The sequence below is a fragment of the Pseudomonas sp. 478 genome (assembly GCF_003254125.1).
Lineage (GTDB): Bacteria > Pseudomonadota > Gammaproteobacteria > Pseudomonadales > Pseudomonadaceae > Aquipseudomonas.
In genome coordinates, this window is the sequence record NZ_QKZG01000005.1 from 61,306 (window position 1) to 76,215 (window position 14,910).

Here is a 14,910-nt window from a genome sequence, read left to right on the forward strand (position 1 = left end):
GCTCCATTGCACCTAACCGCGATAGAGGTACAGCGAAGATTGATTTCGTTCGTGGCAGTCGCGCTGTTTTTTTTGAAGGATGAGAGGTGGTTATGAATATCAAGACTCTGGGTTTGCCCTTGGCGGTAGCGGCCTTTCTGGCCCTGGCCGGTTGCTCGACGCCAACGGTTGTGACGCTGCAGAACGGCACCCAGTATTTGACCAAGGACATGCCGAAAACCAAGACCAAGGACGGTTTCTTCGAGTTCGAAGATATTTCCGGGGCGAAAGTGAAGGTCAAGGCCGATGACGTGAGCACGATTCGGCAGGAAGACTGAATACCGCGTTATCGTTCTTCGTCGGAACGCCGCCCGGAACAAGCCCGCTCCCACATTAGACCGAGTTCCAATGTGGGAGCGGGCTTGCTCGCGAAGAGGCCCTAACAGTCAGCCCATCACCCTCAGGCGATAACCACCCCTCCACTGGACAAACTATCCAGCCCAACCCCAACCAACGTCACCGAATCCCCCCCAAACGTCAGCACCGTGTCGTGCCCCACCGCCGAGGCATGCGCTCGATAGTCATCGTGCGGCGTCACACCCTGAACCCCGACAAACACCAGTTTGTCGCTGGCCTGGTAGCCAACCACCCGGTCCTGACCAAACGCGCCGCTAAACAGGAACGTATCGATTCCGCCTCCTGACTCCAACACGTCATTGCCCGCACCGCCGACAAACACGTCGTTACCGTTACCGCCGAGCAAATGATCGTTGCCGTCCAGCCCGAACAACCAATCACCACCGGCATGAGCCGTGAGCGTATCGGCGCCGGCCCCGCCCTTCACCGTTGACGCGTACTGAGTCAGGTTGGTGCCCGCCTTAAGGCCGTCGGCAGTGACGCTGTGGATCACGTCATCCTTGAACAGCCCCCACAGAAACCCCGGCTCCTGGGTCACAATGCTGCCGATGTCGCGGGTCATGCTGATGCCGCCATTGGCGTCGCGGATGTACAGGTTGCCGGCGCCGTCATTGGCGAAGTCGAAGTTTTTGACCGACTGCTGCACGTCCAGCACGTTGTTGCCCTTGCCGCCCAACAGGATGTTGTAGCCACCACCGTCGCGGAAGGTGTCGTCGCCATCGCGGCCTTCCAGATAGTCGTTGCCCCGGCCACCCTGGATCAGATCGTTGCCGTCACTGCCGATGATGAAGGTGCTGCCCTTGTGGGTTTCAGCGTTGCGATTCAGATCCTGAACCCACGTGTTGGCGCGCGCCGGGTCCGACAGATTGGCAACGATGATCGTCGAGTCTTTGCTGGTCAGGTCGTAGAACTTCGACTCGATCACCCGGTTCATGCCGTCGCCATAGGCGGTGGGCAAGTGCGAGATCCAGGTCGGGATGTTGAGGATGGAAAATGGCAGCACATTCCACGCGGTCGAAGCGTAGTGGTCATTGAAGCTGACGATGTTATCGGTCGCCGAGACCTTGGCGGCATCGTGCACGCCCACCGACGACAGGTTTAAGGATGAACCGTCGAGGGCGCGGTACACCGGGTCGTTCTCGTAACCGACGTTCAGCACTTTATCGGTGCTGCTTTGGGTCGGCGAGGCGTAGGCGATGTAGTTGGAGTCCTGGTAGAACCCGGCCCACTTGTCGTTGCTCAAATCCGCCAGGCTGTTGACCGCCAGCCCGCCGAGGCTGTGACCGCTGACCAGCACGTCCTTGCCCGACAGACCATTGGCCCGGGCAAAGGCCGCCACATCGTCGAGCAGATTACCGAAGGCTTCGCCGACGTAGTTTTTCGCATAATCCTTTGGCCCCAACGCCGCCAGCAGATCATTGATCACATCGCCGATGGAGTCGCTGATCTGGCTTTCTCGTGGGCCGCTGGTGCCGCGAAAAGCGATACCGATTTCGCTGAGATGACCCTGCGCGTCGTACTTGCCGAGGATTTCCACCTGGGCGCTGGTGTACCCGGCCTTTTCACCGAAGAACGTTCCGTGTGCATCGACCTTGCCGTCATAACCCAGTTGCGTGGCGGTGATCGGCGTCCAGCCGGCTTTCTGCACCGCGTCCAGTGCGGCTTTTTCCGAATCGGGGTTCCAGGGGATTCCGGGAATGACGCCCTGGGAGTCGGCGCCACCGATCAGTGCGCTCACCAGTGTCGCCGGCAAGCCAAGGCCGAAGCCGTTGTGCTGATAGCCGGTGGCAAAGCCGTTATCCAGGTTGTGGTAGGAATACAGCGTGATCGCCATCGCGTCGGTAAATAACGCTTTGGAGTCTGCTGTACCGAAGTTTTTGTAGTCGTACACACCCATTGGTATTGCCTCTCTCTTTGTTGGAATTGTTAGAGATAGCTCACAACCAGGACGCCCGATCACGAGGCGCCCCGGCGCATTTAGTGCATGCAGCCTCAGGCAAACGTAATGCCTGAAGCCGACAGGTTATCCAGTCCCACCCCCACCAGGGTCACGGCAAAGTCGCCAATTTTCAGCACCGTGTCCTGGCCCGACTGCGAAGCGTGTTGTTTGTAGTCATAGCCCTGCCCCGCGCCCTGAACGCCCATGAACAGCAGTTTGTCGCTGCCCTGGTAGCCATTGATCGCGTCGAAACCGAAAGCGCCGCTGAACAGGAACGTGTTGTTGCCACCCGAGGCCTGCATCACGTCATTGCCCGCGCCACCGACAAAGGTCACGTGGCTTTTGTCGCTGCGCAGCAGGTCGTCGCCGGCATTGCCGAACAACCAGTCGCCATCGACGCTGGCTGCCAGCGTGTTGCCGTAGGCATCACCGTTAAGCGAGTGGTTGTACTGGGTCAGCTCACTGCCGTTGAGCAATCCGTTGGCGGTGACGCTGTAAGTCACCTCCTTGCTCCCCCACCATGAGCCCGACTCTTTACTGACCAGCGCGCCGATGTCGCGGGTCATGCTGATGCCGCCATAGGCATCACGCACGTACAGCGTGCCGTCGCCGTCATTGACAACGCTGAAGTTCTGCAACGGCTTCTGCAATTCGAAGGTGTTGCTGCCCTTGCCGCCCAGCAGGAGGTTGTAGCCACCGTCATCGTGGAACCGGTCATTGCCGTCGCGGCCTTCGATGAAGTCATTGCCGGCGCCGCCCTTGAGCAGGTCGTTGCTGTCAGTGCCGATAATGAAGGTGCTGCCGGTGTGAGGTTCGCCGCTGCGACCAAGGTCCTCGACCCAGGTCTTGCCCCGGGACGCTTCTGCCAGGTTGGACACGATCAGCGTCGAGTCCTTGTCGGTGAGGTCGTAGAAACGCGAGTCGATTACCCGGTTCAACCCGTCGGCATAACCCAACGAACCGTGAGCCGACCAGTTCAGCGGGTTGAGGATGCTGAACGGCACCAGGTTCTGTGAGGTGGACGCGTACTGGTCATTGAAGTTGACGATGTTGTTGGTCGCCGAGTCCTGGTGTCCGTCGTGCTTGCCCAGGGAACCGCTGCTGAACGTGGTGCCGTCGAGTACCCGAAACACCGGATCGTTCTCGTAACCGATGTTCAGCACGTTGTTGCCGGTAGCGCTCTGGGTCGGCGAGGCGAAGGCAACGTAGTTGGCCTCCTTGAAGAAACCGCCCCAGTTGTTGCCACTCAGTTCGACGAGGCTGTTGACGCCCAGACCGCCAAGACTGTGACCACTGACCAAAACATCCCTGGCGCCCAGACCGTGAGCAATCGCAAACGCGGCAACGTCCTTGAGCAAGTTGTCGAAGGCATTCTTCGCGTAGTTCGTCGCGTAATCCACCGGGCCGACGGCGGCCAGCAGGTTGTTTTTCATGTCGCCGAAGGTGTCGCTGTAACCCAGGCCGCCGGTGCCACGAAAGGCAATGCCGATACCGATCAGCTTGCCCGCCGCGTCGTACTTGCCAAGCACTTCGGCTTCGGCGCTGGTGAAGCCGTCCTTCTCGCCATAGAAGGTGCCTTGAGCGCCGACCGTGCCTTGATAACCCAACTGCGTGGCGCCAATCGGCGCCCAACCGGTCGCTGGCAGCGGCTGACCAGTCGGTGTGTACGCATACAGCGTCAGTGCGATGGCATCGGAGTACAACGCCTTGCCGTCAGCCTTTTTGTAATCAAACAGTCCCATAGGTTTGCTTCCTTTGCGTTAAATCAGAACTGCCAGTCGAGCGTCAGACCCACACCGTGGTCTTTCTCGTTAGAACCAAGCAATCCGTTGTAATCCAGGCTCAAACGAACGTCCTGCGCCACCGCCAGACCGGCCCGCGCACCCACAACGGCGGCGTTGCGATCCTGGGAAACGCTCTGCACGCTGAACGCGGTGTTGCCGTTGGCGAAGGCCAGATGATCTTCGGAACGGGTGTTGCTCAGGTTGTGCTGCCAGCCCAGCGTGCCGGACAGTTCCAGCTGCTGTTTGTCCGACAGGGCAATCGCTTTGCTCGCCCGCAGGCCGAGGGTCGAGAGCACGGCGTCGCGGTTGTCTTCACCGCCCTTGAGCGCTGCGGCATTACCTTTCTCGGTGAAGCTGTCGCTGTTGAGGTGCACGTAAGCCAGGTTGGCGAACGGTTCCAGCGCCAGCGGTTGCAGGTCCAGGCGATACGCCGCTTCGGTAAACAGTTGAGCGGTTGTCGCATCGCGTTTGGATTTCTGTTTGCCGCTGACGTCGCCCAATTGCAGGTCACGCTTCACGTCAATGCGATGCCAGCTGTAAGCACCGCCGACGCTCAAACGCAGGGCGTCGATTTCATGGCCCAGATAGGCGCCCAAGTGGTAGCTGTCGACGGAGGCTGACGAATGCGTGCCATCGCCCATGCTCAACGAACTGTCGCTGTAACCGGTCACGAAGCCCAGTCGCGTATGTTCAACGATCAGACCGTCGACACCGGCTAGCAAGCCGCCGATGGAGCTGTTGGAACTGGCGTTGTCATGCCCGCCATTGCTCTTGCCCCAGGCGCCAAGCACTTTGACCCAGGCGTTGCTACGGTCATCGGTGGGTGCCGCGGCGTTGAACAGATCACGTTCGCGCAGGCGTTCGCCGACGGCATCGCGCAGGTAACGGCTGTCGTTGATCAGCAGCGTGCCGATCGCCGGGTGAATCTCACCCGACAGTTGCTGAAAGGCTTGTTGCGCGACGGCAGCGGTCGGCGAAAGCAGCAAGGTTTCATAGAGCGGATTGCCGGCGCCCAGTTGCTCGGCGGCCGCGGCGACGGCGCGTTGATTCGGGGTTTGGCCGACGCTGGCGAAGGACGCTGCGTTGCGTTCTACCGCCAGCTGGATGCCATTGGCCGAGTAGTCGAGTGTGCCGCCGATGAACAGGTAATCCGGGAGCACGGCGCCGAAACGCCCTTCGATCCCGCCGGCCGCTTGCAGAATGTTGTACTGATGGCCGAGCAGGGATTTCACTTCGCGGGTGGTCAGCAAGGTCGGACTGTTTTCCAGGGACAGGCTGACGGTAGCGCCGTCGATCACGGCTTTACCGCCCGCCACGATCTGATCGCTGCTGGTCGGCGATAACTCCACGGCGTAGGTCGAGCCAGGTTCGAAGGTCACGTCGCCCGCCACTTGCAAGGTGCCGATGGAGTTGCCTGGCGCTACGGTGCCGCCGCGTTTCGCGGTCAATGCGCCGATGTGGCCATTACCGCCGAGGATACCGCTGTCGTTGACGGTGACCGCCGAGAGCAGCGAGCCGTTGATTGCCAATCGGCCCTGATTGACCAGCGTCGGACCGGTGTAGGTGTTGGCGCCAGTCATGACCAGCGTGCCGATGCCTTGCTTGGTCAGGCCACCATGGCCGGAAATGTCGTTGCGCCACGTGTCGAGACCGCAGTGCACGTCATTGCACACGCGTTCGGTCGGTTTGCCCGCGTCGATGATCGCGCCGATCCCCGGCAAGTCCGCGACAAACTGGCTCGAACCGTAGGCACCCTGGATGCGGAACTCCTCGGGAATGTCTTGCTCGGTGACAAACATCGCCGGGCCATCGATGCCTTTGCGCAGGTTGATCATGCCCCAGCCGTACAGCGAATCGACACCTGGCGCACCGAGGTCGGTGGCCGTGGTGCGTAACACGCTGGCGACCTGGGCGCCGGTCATGTACGGGAAGCGTTCCATCAGCACGGCCATGGAACCGGCGACATGCGGCGCCGCCATCGAGGTGCCGTTGTAGTTGGCGTAGCCGGTGGTCAAATTGTCGGCGTTGGTACCGCTGATGATCGAGCTGTAGATTTTGCTGCCCGGTGCGGACACGCAAAAGCTGGCGGTGTAGCCGCAGCGTGATGAGAAAGTGCTGATGTTGTAGAGGTCCGGGCTGCTGAGGTCCGGGTTTTTCTGCAACGCGGCCACGGTGACCCAGTTCGGCGCGATGTCCGGAACGAAATAGCCTAGGCCGGCAATGGCGTCCGGGTTGTTGAGGTTATAGTCGTTGCCGGCCGCGAAGATCGTCACGATACCGCTGCGGGCCGCCGCGATGGCGCCGTCGTAGGCGCCGCCCGGTTTGGTCCCGAGCAACGGACGGATCTCGTTGAACTGCAATTGCGCGTCTTGCACGGTGAAATGCGGGTACGCGGGGTTGCGTCCGCCGAGGTCGAAGCGATCGGTGATGCCGATGCCCCAACTGTTATTGATGATCCGCGCGCCGCTGGCGATCAAGGCATCCCAACCGGCCTTGTAGACCGCGCCGTCGTTGCCGCGAATGATACCGTCTTCCGGGCCCGGATCGCCGTTGTCCGCACTGATGATCTGCGCGCCAAACGCCACGCCATGCATCGGTCCGCCATCGCGACTGCCGGCAGCGATCCCGCCAACGTGGGTGCCGTGGGCACCCAGCTTGCCGTTGGAACCGATCGAGGGCGAACCGTCGTAGCGAAACGCATCGCCGGCTTTGACCGGGATGTACGGGTCGGTGTATTCGCGGATGCCGCTGGTGACCAGGGTGATCACTTTGTTCGAGCCGGAGAATTCCGGATGCGCGGCGTAGACCGGTTGGTCAAAAATCCCCAGCTTCACACCTTTACCGGTGTAACCGGCGGCGTAGGCCTCTTGCGCGTTGACCGCTCCCAGCCCCCAATCGGCATTGAATTCAGTGCTGCGCCAACTGTTGGGATCGCCTGCTCTACCGTTTTCCACGTAAGGCGCCGCTTGCGCGGTACCGAGGGTGGCCAATGCGCAGAGCAAGGCAAGGTTGTTGTGCGTGTTATTCATCCAGTTACCGTCCTTAGTTGTGTTGCCAAAATCCTGGTAGCTATAGGGCTTGCCCCAGTTCCTTTCAGTTGAAGTGCGAGACCTGTGGGAGCGGGCTTGCTCGCGAAAGCGGTGTGTCAGGCGACATCAATGTTGACTATGCCGCCGTCTTCGCGAGCAAGCCCGCTCCCACAAGGGATCTCGCTTAACCGACAACCCCCTTCTCACAATTGGTGTTCACAGGGTTAAAACTGCCAATTGAGGCTGAGGCCTACGCCATGGCTTTTCTCGCGGCTGGCCAGTTGGCCGGTGTAGTCGAGGTTCAAGCGGATGTCCCGGCTCAGGGCCAGGCTGGCATGGGCGCCCACCAGCGCCGCATCACGCACCATGGCCGAACTCTCCACGGAAAACGCTGTGCTGCCGCCGGCAAACGCCAGGTGCTCTTCGGAATCGGTACGGCTCAGGTTGTGCTGCCAACCGAGGCTGCCGCTCAAGTCCAGTTTCTGCTGGCCGGACAGGTTCACGGTTTTCAATGCGCGCACGCCCAACGTGCTGAGCACCGCGTCACGCGTATCGCCACTGCTTTTCAGTGCGGCGGCGTCGCCTTTCTCGGTGAAACCTTCGGTGTCGAGGTGCACGTAGGCCAGGTTCGCGAAGGGTTCGAGCGCCAGCGGTTGCAGGTTCAGGCGATACGCCGCTTCACCGAACACTTGGGTGGTCCCGGCATCGACCTTGGCTTTCTGTTTGGCGCTGACGTCGCCGTATTGCAGGTCCCGTTTGACGTCGGCCCGATGCCAGCTGTAGGCACCGCCGGCACTCAGGCGCCAGGCACCCAACTCGCGGCCGGCATAAGCACCCAGGTGATAGCTGTCGACCTTGGCCGATGAGTGAGTGCCGGAGCCCATGTTCACCGAGCTGTCGCTGTAACCGGTGACCAAACCGATCCGGGTTTGCTCATCGAGCGCCCCGTCGACCCCGGCGAGCAAGCCGCCAATCGAGGTGGTGTAACCGGCGGTGTCATGGCGCTCATCGGTCTTGCCCCAGGCGCCCAGCGCTTTGATCCAGCCATTGCTTTGAGTGCCTTGGGCGTCAATCAGCCGCTCGCCAACCGCATCACGCAGGTAGCGGCTGTCGTTGATCAATACTGAACCCAGTGCCGGATAGATTTCCCCCGACAACTGCTGAAACGCCTGTTGGGCAGACGTCGCGGTGGGCGACAGCAGCAGGCTTTCGTAAACCGGATTGCCCGCCCCAAGCCCTTCAGCGGCGGAGGCTACGGCGCGCTGGTTGGGCGTTTGGCCGACGCTGGCGAAGGTCGTGTCGTTGCGCTCGACACTCAGTTGAACACCCGTGGCGGCGTAATCGAGGCTGCCGCCGATGAACAGGTAGTTGGGCAGCACCGCGCCGAACTGACCTTGAACGCCGCCGGCCGCTTGCAGGATGTTGTACTGATGACCGAGCAGGCTTTGCACTTGTTGAGTGCTGAGCAAGGTCGGACTGTTTTCCAGTGACAGGCTGACGGTCGCGCCACTGACCGTGGCCGTGCCGCCCGCGACGATCCGGTCGCTATCGGTCGGCGATAGCTCCACCGCGTAGGTCGAACCCGGCGCAAACGTGACGTCGCCGCTCACCTGCAAGGTGCCAATGGAATTGCCGGGGGCAACCGTAGCGCCGCGGTTGGCGGTCAGTGCGCCGATGCGTCCCGATCCGCCCAGCGTGCCGCTGTCATTGACGGTCACTTGTGATGCCAGCGAACCGTTGACTGACAGCAGACCGCCATTCACCGTGGTCGGCCCGCGATAAGTGCTGTTGCCGGTCAGCATCAGGCGTCCGGCACCGGACTTGATCAGGCTGCCTTCGTAGACCCGAGTGGAGGCGGCGAGATCGCGCGCCGTGCCCACCGCATAGTCGGTCCGATCCTGCTGGCTGGCACCGACCGGTACACCGTTCTCCCAACCTTCCGTTTTCAGTGTCTGTTGCCAGGCACTGTGTTCCGCCGCGTCTTCGCTCTGACGCTGAATCAGCGCCTTGTCGGTGATGTCATTGCTCCAGACATCGCTCTGCCCTACCCCCAGATTGGCGTCGAAACGTCCGAGCAATTGCCCCGGCCCGTGCATCGCCCGTTCGAGGTTAGCCACGCCCCAGCCGACGCGGGAATTCGGCGCCTCGGTGATCGAACCGTCGAGGTGGGTGGCGGTGGTCAGCAGGGTTTCCAGCGCCTGCTGGTTGTTCATGTACGGATAGCGTTCCATCACCAGCGCCAAGGCACCGGTGGCATGCGGCGCGGACATGGAGGTGCCGGACTTGATCGCATAGCCTGCGCCGGGAATGGTGCTGTCGATCTTCGCGCCGGGCGTGGTGATGCACCAATACTTGGCGATCCCGCACTGGTTGTATTTCTGTTGGTTGCCTTGATCCAGCCCCGACACCGCCAGCCAGTGGCCTTCCAGGTCCGGCTCAAAATACGGCAAGGCTGAACGCACGCTGGCGTTGGGGTAACCGCTGTTACCGGCGCTGAACACGTTGATCACGCCGCGCCGGGAAACGCCTGCGGCCTCGTCGAGCCAGGTGCCTTTGTTCCAGTGCTGGGCGTAGGCCGCCTGCAGATCGTCGAGGGTCCGATAGCTGACATCCGGTGGCTGGCTGCCCCAGCTATTGTTGATCGCTCGCACACCGGCATCCGCCAACGCGTTATAGACCGCTTTGAAGTAGCGTGGATCAGGGTTGGGGCCGAACAGGAAGCTGTCGTTCTTGTTGGTATTGCCGACGTAGACCTGCGCGTTGTAGGCCACGCCGTGCATGCCGGTGCCGTCGCGCGAGGCACCAATGGTGCCGGCGACGTGCGTGCCATGGGAGTCGTTGTTGGCGTTCAGTGTGCCGTCGACATTGAACCGGGAGCCGTCAACGTAGCTGCCGCTGGCGGTCACCCCGTGGTAACGGTCGGTAGCGAATTCGGGATGGGCAGCATCGAAGCCTGAATCGAGCTCGCCGATTTTCACGCCTTTGCCCGTGATGCCGGCGGCGTAGGCTTGATCGGCTTGCATACGGGCGAGTCCCCAGTCGCGCTGGAACTCGGTCGAACGCCAGCTGGCGGCATCACCGGGTGTGCCGGTTTCCAGATAAGCGGCTTGCACCGAGACGGGCATTGCTGACACCAGGAGTAATAGCGTGCCGACCGACATCGGCTTGATCTGTACGTCCATGTTCATGACTTCTCGCTTTTTTTGTTTTTTTTGGGGCATTTATTGCGTTCTCGGGCCTTGGCCGAACGCCTCGTCAACCTTGGCCAAATCCTGCTCATTCAACGTCCCGGCGTAGTAATGCAGCTTGGTCCAGGCCATCAAGTAGTCGTAGCGTGCCTGTGCCAGATCGCGGCGGGTGGTAAATAGTTGTTGTTCTGCATTCAATGCATCGAGGTTGACGCGCTCACCGCCCAAAATGCTTTGCTTGGTCGAAACCACCAGCGCTTCGGCAGACGTCAGGGCTTTCTGATAAGCGCGCAACTTGTTCACGCCCGACAGGCAGGCGCTGAACTGGCGACGCAGTTCAATCAACGTTTGCCGGGTCTTGCCGTCCAGTTCGTACTCGGCCTGCTCCATGGTGCGGCTGGCCTGGCGTGTCGAGGCCGAGACCCCGCCGCCGGCGTACAACGGCACGCTGACTTCAATCCCGATGGTGTTGGTGTCGTAACGCTGGTTGTAGGTGTTGCCGCTTTCCGACTCGTTCTGGCGCATCGAGGCGTAGGCGCTGACTTTGGGCAGGTGCCCGGCGCGGTTGCGTTCGACTTCGTAACGTGCGACTTCCACGGCATGGCGCTGCGAAGCCAGGTTCGGATTGTTGGCCACGGCCATCTCATGCCAGGTGTCGTAATTGGCCGGCTGCAGAGTGAAGGTCTGGAAACTCTGATCCAGCGGCGCCAAATCCCCGATGTTGATCGCCGGCACGCCAATCAGCGCGCCCAGTTCCCGTAACGACGCGTCCTGCTCATCACGGGCTTCGATTTCCTCGGCCGTGGCCAGTTCATAGCGGGACTCGGCCTCAAGGATGTCGGTGCGCGTGCCCTCGCCCTGTCGGAACATGTGTTCGTTCTGCTGGAACTGTTGCTCGAAAGCCTTTTTCTTGGCTTGCGCGATGTCGATCTGATCCTGAGCGAACAGCGCCTGGGTGTAATTCTCCAGCACCCGAACCAGCAATTCCTGGCTCTTGCCGCGAAAGGCTTCGTTGGCAAACAGCGATTGCGCCACGCCTTTGCGGTACGACGCGTAAGCCTCGTAGTCGAGCAGCGGTTGTTGCAGGGTCAGGGTCGAGCCGTAACTGCTGTAGTTGCGATCATCGGTGCGGTTTTGCCCGCGCTCATTGAGCGCGGTGGCCTTGGAGGAGTTGCGCCCCTTGTTGTAGTTGTAACCGATCCTGGGCAACAGCCCGGCGCGGCCGATGGCGCGGTTTTCAAGGCCGGCATCGCGTTCCTTGATGGCGCCGAGAAACACTGGATCATTGCGCAATGCTTGTTCGTAGATGTCGAACGGTCCCATCGCCAGCACACTGTTGCAGGTCAGCAACGCCAGGGTCGCTGCGAGCATGGAAAGCTTATTCATACAGCGGAACATCCTTATTCCTCAGTCAACGCGGAACCTGCCCGGTCGAGCAGCGGTTTGAACAAATAGTTGAGGAGTGAACGTTCACCGGTGCGCACGAACATTTCCGCCGGCATGCCAGGCTTGATCACCAGACCGTTGAGTTTTTCCATGGCCTGATCGCTGACGCTGCTGCGCAGTACGTAATACGGCGCACCGGTTTTCTCATCGATCATCTGGTCGGCGGAGATCAGGCTGACTTCGCCGGGCACCCGCGGCGTGCGGCTCTGGTTGAACGCGGTGAACAAGATGTCCACCGGCAAGTGCGTGCCAACCTTGTCGACCAGGTTGACCGGCAGGTGCCCTTCCACCTCCAGGCTCGTCCCCTGAGGCACGATCTCCAGCAGGGTTTCGCCCTGACGCACCACCGCGCCGACGGTGTGAACACCGAGGTTGACCGCAATGCCATCGGCGGTGGCGATGATCTCGCTGTGTTGCAGATCGAACCCGGCGGAAGTCAGCTGCTCTTCCAGCGTCACGCTTTTCAATTGCGCATCGGCCAGTTGGGTGCGGACCTCTTTCTGGTATTCCTCGATGTGCTGTTGCAGTTTCAGCCGCGATTCGAGGATGCCCTGTTCGACACGGCCGCTGTCGCCGCTGTTTTCCGCCAATTGTTGCTGAACCTGTGACAGCTGACGCTGGTACTCCATCAACCGATTGCGCGGGATGTAGCCGTTGTCCGCCAAGGGCTGCAGGTTGCTCAGCTGTTGTTGCAGAGAGCTGGCCTGGGCAGTCAGGTCCGTACGGGCGCGGCGCATGCCGGCCAGTTGCGCGCTGGCGCCTTCGATACTGGCGCGCAAGGCAGCCTGTTCGCGGGAAAACGCCTCTCGGCGACTGCTGAACAACTGACGTTGACCTTCCAGCACCAAGGCCAGGCGCGGGTCGGGATTGTTACTCAGTTCGGAGGGGAAATTCACTTGCTTGAGGTTGTCCCGTTCACTCTGCCACCGCGCCAGACTGGCCCAGGCCATGCGGTATTGCGCTTGCAGCGATTGCACGTCCGCGGCGACTTGGGTCTGGTCGAGCTGGAACAATGGCTGGCCCTGCTTCACCACTTGCCCCTCGCGCACCAGGATCTGGCTGACCACGCCACTGCTCATCGATTGCACGGCTTTGCGCTTGCCCGACACCACGACCGTGCCTTGCACGGGAATGCCTTGGTCAAGCGGCGCAAGACTGGCCCAGGTGAAGAAACTGCCGGCGCCGACGATCGCCAGAATCCAGCCCATGCGGACGAAGAAACGCGCGTCGCGCTCAGGGCGTTCTGCGATGTAGTCGTGTTCCATGGTGGCTTCGCTGATGTTGCTCATACGCCCGAATTCCTTGTCGAGGGCTGATACTGCCGGCTCATGCTGAGCCCGCCCGGTGCTTGCGCGGTTTTTTCCCGCTGCTGCTCCTGATTGGCGGCGAGTGCCTTGAGCACGTCCTGGCTTGCGCCGAAGGCTTGCAAGCGCCCTTCGTTGAGCACCAGCAGTTTGTCGGCCTGGGCCAGTGCCGAGGAGCGATGGGTCACCAGAATCACGCTGGTGCCTTGGGTTTTCATTTGCGCAATGGCGCTGGCCAATGCGGCTTCGCCCACGGTGTCGAGGTTGGAATTGGGTTCATCCAGCACCACCAGGCGCGGGTTGCCGTACAACGCCCGCGCCAGTGCCACACGCTGCTTCTGCCCCCCGGACAAACCGCTGCCGTCCTCGCCGAGCACGGTGTCGTAGCCTTGCGGCATGCGCAGAATCAGTTCGTGAACGCCGGCCTGCTGCGCGGCTTCAACGATTTTTTGCGGGTCCGCCTCGCTGAACCGGGCGATGTTTTCAGCGATGCTGCCGCTGAACAGCTCGATGTCTTGCGGCAGATAACCGATGTAGGGACCAAGATCGTCGCGGTTCCAGCGATGAATGTCCGCGCCGTCGAGCCGCACCGTCCCGCCCAGCGTCGGCCAGACGCCGACCAGCACCCGGGCCAATGTCGATTTGCCAGAACCGGAGGCCCCGAGCACCCCGAGCACTTCCCCGGCACCGAGGCTGAAATTGACCAAATGCAGCGTGGCGGCCCGTTGCCCCGGCGGCGCGGCACTGACCTGCTCGAAGCTGATCTGACCCTTCGGCGCCGGCAGCGCCATGGCTTCATCACTGGGTGGAAAGGCTTGCAGCAACGAATCAAGACGACGGTAAGCGAGCTTGGCGCCGCTCCACTGCTTCCACACGGCGATCAATTGGTCGATGGGGCTCAGGACGCGGCCCATCAGGATGGAGCCGGCGATCATCATCCCGGCCGTCATATCCCCCTTGATCACCAGCAATGCACCCAGCCCCAGCACCAACGATTGCAGGCACAGGCGCAGGGTTTTGCTCAGGGAGCTGATGACGGCACCGGTGTCGCTGGCCTGGTTCTGCAAGCCGAGGAAACGTGAATGGACCTGGAACCAGCGTGTACGCAACGCCCCGAGCATGCCCATGGCCTGAATGGTTTCGGCGTTGTGCAGGTGACTGGTGGCCAGTTGGCTGGATTTCTGGGAAAACCCTGCGGCGTCGCCCAGGGGCTTTTTGGTCATTGTCTCGTTGAGGCAAGCCAGGCCGATCAACAGCACCGTGCCCACCGTCGCAAACACGCCGAGCCAGACATTGAACAGGTAGATCACGAACAGATAGACCGGAAACCACGGCGCATCGAAGAAGGCAAACAACGCAGGGCCGGTGACGAATTGGCGAATTTGCGTCAGGTCCCCCAAGGCTTGCCCGGCGTTACCCTCGCCCTTGAACAGGTTGCGCTCGAATGCGGCCTGATAGACCCGCAGGTTGAAGCGGCGCTCCAGTTGGCTGCCGATGCGGATCACGATGAAGCTGCGCACGATCTCAAGCAAACCGATGAAGGCAAAGAACCCGACCACCATCAACGACAGCATCGCCAGGGTGGTTTCATTTTGCGACGACAGCACGCGGTCGTAGACCTGAAGCATGTAAATCGACGGGACCAGCATCAGCACGTTAATTAACGCGGTAAAACTACCGACGCTGACCAGGATGCTCTTGTAGTCGCCCAGCGCTTTGAATAAAGGTGCGGTGGCCGGACTCTTTGCCATCTTCATGGGTTATTCCTGAGGTGTTATTCCCCGCCCTTTTCTGGCGAAGTTTCCATTAACTGTCCGCGCAGGG

8 protein-coding genes are annotated in these 14,910 nt (G+C 61.2%); 1 reads left to right on the forward strand and 7 read right to left on the reverse strand.

What is annotated here, in order from left to right:
- Positions 1-92: 92 nt before the first annotated feature.
- Entirely contained in the window at positions 93-317 is a 225-nt protein-coding gene (locus DFS28_RS12110; protein WP_111449962.1) for a YgdI/YgdR family lipoprotein, read from the forward strand.
- Between the two features lie 122 nt (positions 318-439).
- On the opposite strand, the gene DFS28_RS12115 is transcribed toward DFS28_RS12110, so the two are convergent.
- The 7 genes from DFS28_RS12115 to DFS28_RS12150 all read right to left on the reverse strand — a co-directional run bounded on the left by DFS28_RS12115 (position 440) and on the right by DFS28_RS12150 (position 14,843).
- Complete coding sequence (locus tag DFS28_RS12115; protein ID WP_111449963.1) at positions 440-2,293, reverse strand: polyurethanase; 1,854 nt, start codon at positions 2,291-2,293, stop codon at positions 440-442.
- A gap of 95 nt (positions 2,294-2,388) precedes the next feature.
- Positions 2,389-4,077 (reverse strand): polyurethanase, encoded by a 1,689-nt coding sequence (locus DFS28_RS12120; protein ID WP_111449964.1) that lies wholly within the window; start codon positions 4,075-4,077, stop codon positions 2,389-2,391.
- A 23-nt stretch (positions 4,078-4,100) separates the two neighbouring features.
- The gene (locus tag DFS28_RS12125) at positions 4,101-7,148 is read right to left on the reverse strand and encodes an autotransporter serine protease (RefSeq protein ID WP_111449965.1); all 3,048 of its coding nucleotides are present in this window, start codon (positions 7,146-7,148) and stop codon (positions 4,101-4,103) included.
- A gap of 224 nt (positions 7,149-7,372) precedes the next feature.
- Complete coding sequence (locus DFS28_RS12135; RefSeq protein ID WP_111450240.1) at positions 7,373-10,330, reverse strand: autotransporter serine protease; 2,958 nt, start codon at positions 10,328-10,330, stop codon at positions 7,373-7,375.
- 39 nt (positions 10,331-10,369) lie between these two features.
- On the reverse strand, positions 10,370-11,734 hold the full coding sequence (locus DFS28_RS12140; RefSeq protein ID WP_111449966.1) for a TolC family outer membrane protein: 1,365 nt from the start codon (positions 11,732-11,734) through the stop codon (positions 10,370-10,372).
- Positions 11,735-11,736: 2 nt separating this feature from the next.
- The gene (locus DFS28_RS12145) at positions 11,737-13,071 is read right to left on the reverse strand and encodes an HlyD family type I secretion periplasmic adaptor subunit (RefSeq protein WP_111449967.1); all 1,335 of its coding nucleotides are present in this window, start codon (positions 13,069-13,071) and stop codon (positions 11,737-11,739) included.
- Positions 13,068-14,843, reverse strand: coding sequence for a type I secretion system permease/ATPase (locus DFS28_RS12150; protein ID WP_111449968.1), 1,776 nt, complete (start codon positions 14,841-14,843; stop codon positions 13,068-13,070). The genes DFS28_RS12145 and DFS28_RS12150 overlap by 4 nt, the downstream gene beginning before the upstream one ends.
- Positions 14,844-14,910: the final 67 nt, after the last annotated feature.

What these genes read in the sequence shown, in the direction of transcription:
- DFS28_RS12110 (WP_111449962.1), top strand. Translation starts at nt 93, where the DNA reads ATGAATATCAAGACTCTGGGTTTGCCCTTGGCGGTAGCGGCCTTTCTG.
- DFS28_RS12115 (WP_111449963.1), bottom strand. Translation starts at nt 2,293, where the DNA reads ATGGGTGTGTACGACTACAAAAACTTCGGTACAGCAGACTCCAAAGCG.
- DFS28_RS12120 (WP_111449964.1), bottom strand. Translation starts at nt 4,077, where the DNA reads ATGGGACTGTTTGATTACAAAAAGGCTGACGGCAAGGCGTTGTACTCC.
- DFS28_RS12125 (WP_111449965.1), bottom strand. Translation starts at nt 7,148, where the DNA reads ATGAATAACACGCACAACAACCTTGCCTTGCTCTGCGCATTGGCCACC.
- DFS28_RS12135 (WP_111450240.1), bottom strand. Translation starts at nt 10,330, where the DNA reads ATGGACGTACAGATCAAGCCGATGTCGGTCGGCACGCTATTACTCCTG.
- DFS28_RS12140 (WP_111449966.1), bottom strand. Translation starts at nt 11,734, where the DNA reads ATGTTCCGCTGTATGAATAAGCTTTCCATGCTCGCAGCGACCCTGGCG.
- DFS28_RS12145 (WP_111449967.1), bottom strand. Translation starts at nt 13,071, where the DNA reads ATGAGCAACATCAGCGAAGCCACCATGGAACACGACTACATCGCAGAA.
- DFS28_RS12150 (WP_111449968.1), bottom strand. Translation starts at nt 14,843, where the DNA reads ATGAAGATGGCAAAGAGTCCGGCCACCGCACCTTTATTCAAAGCGCTG.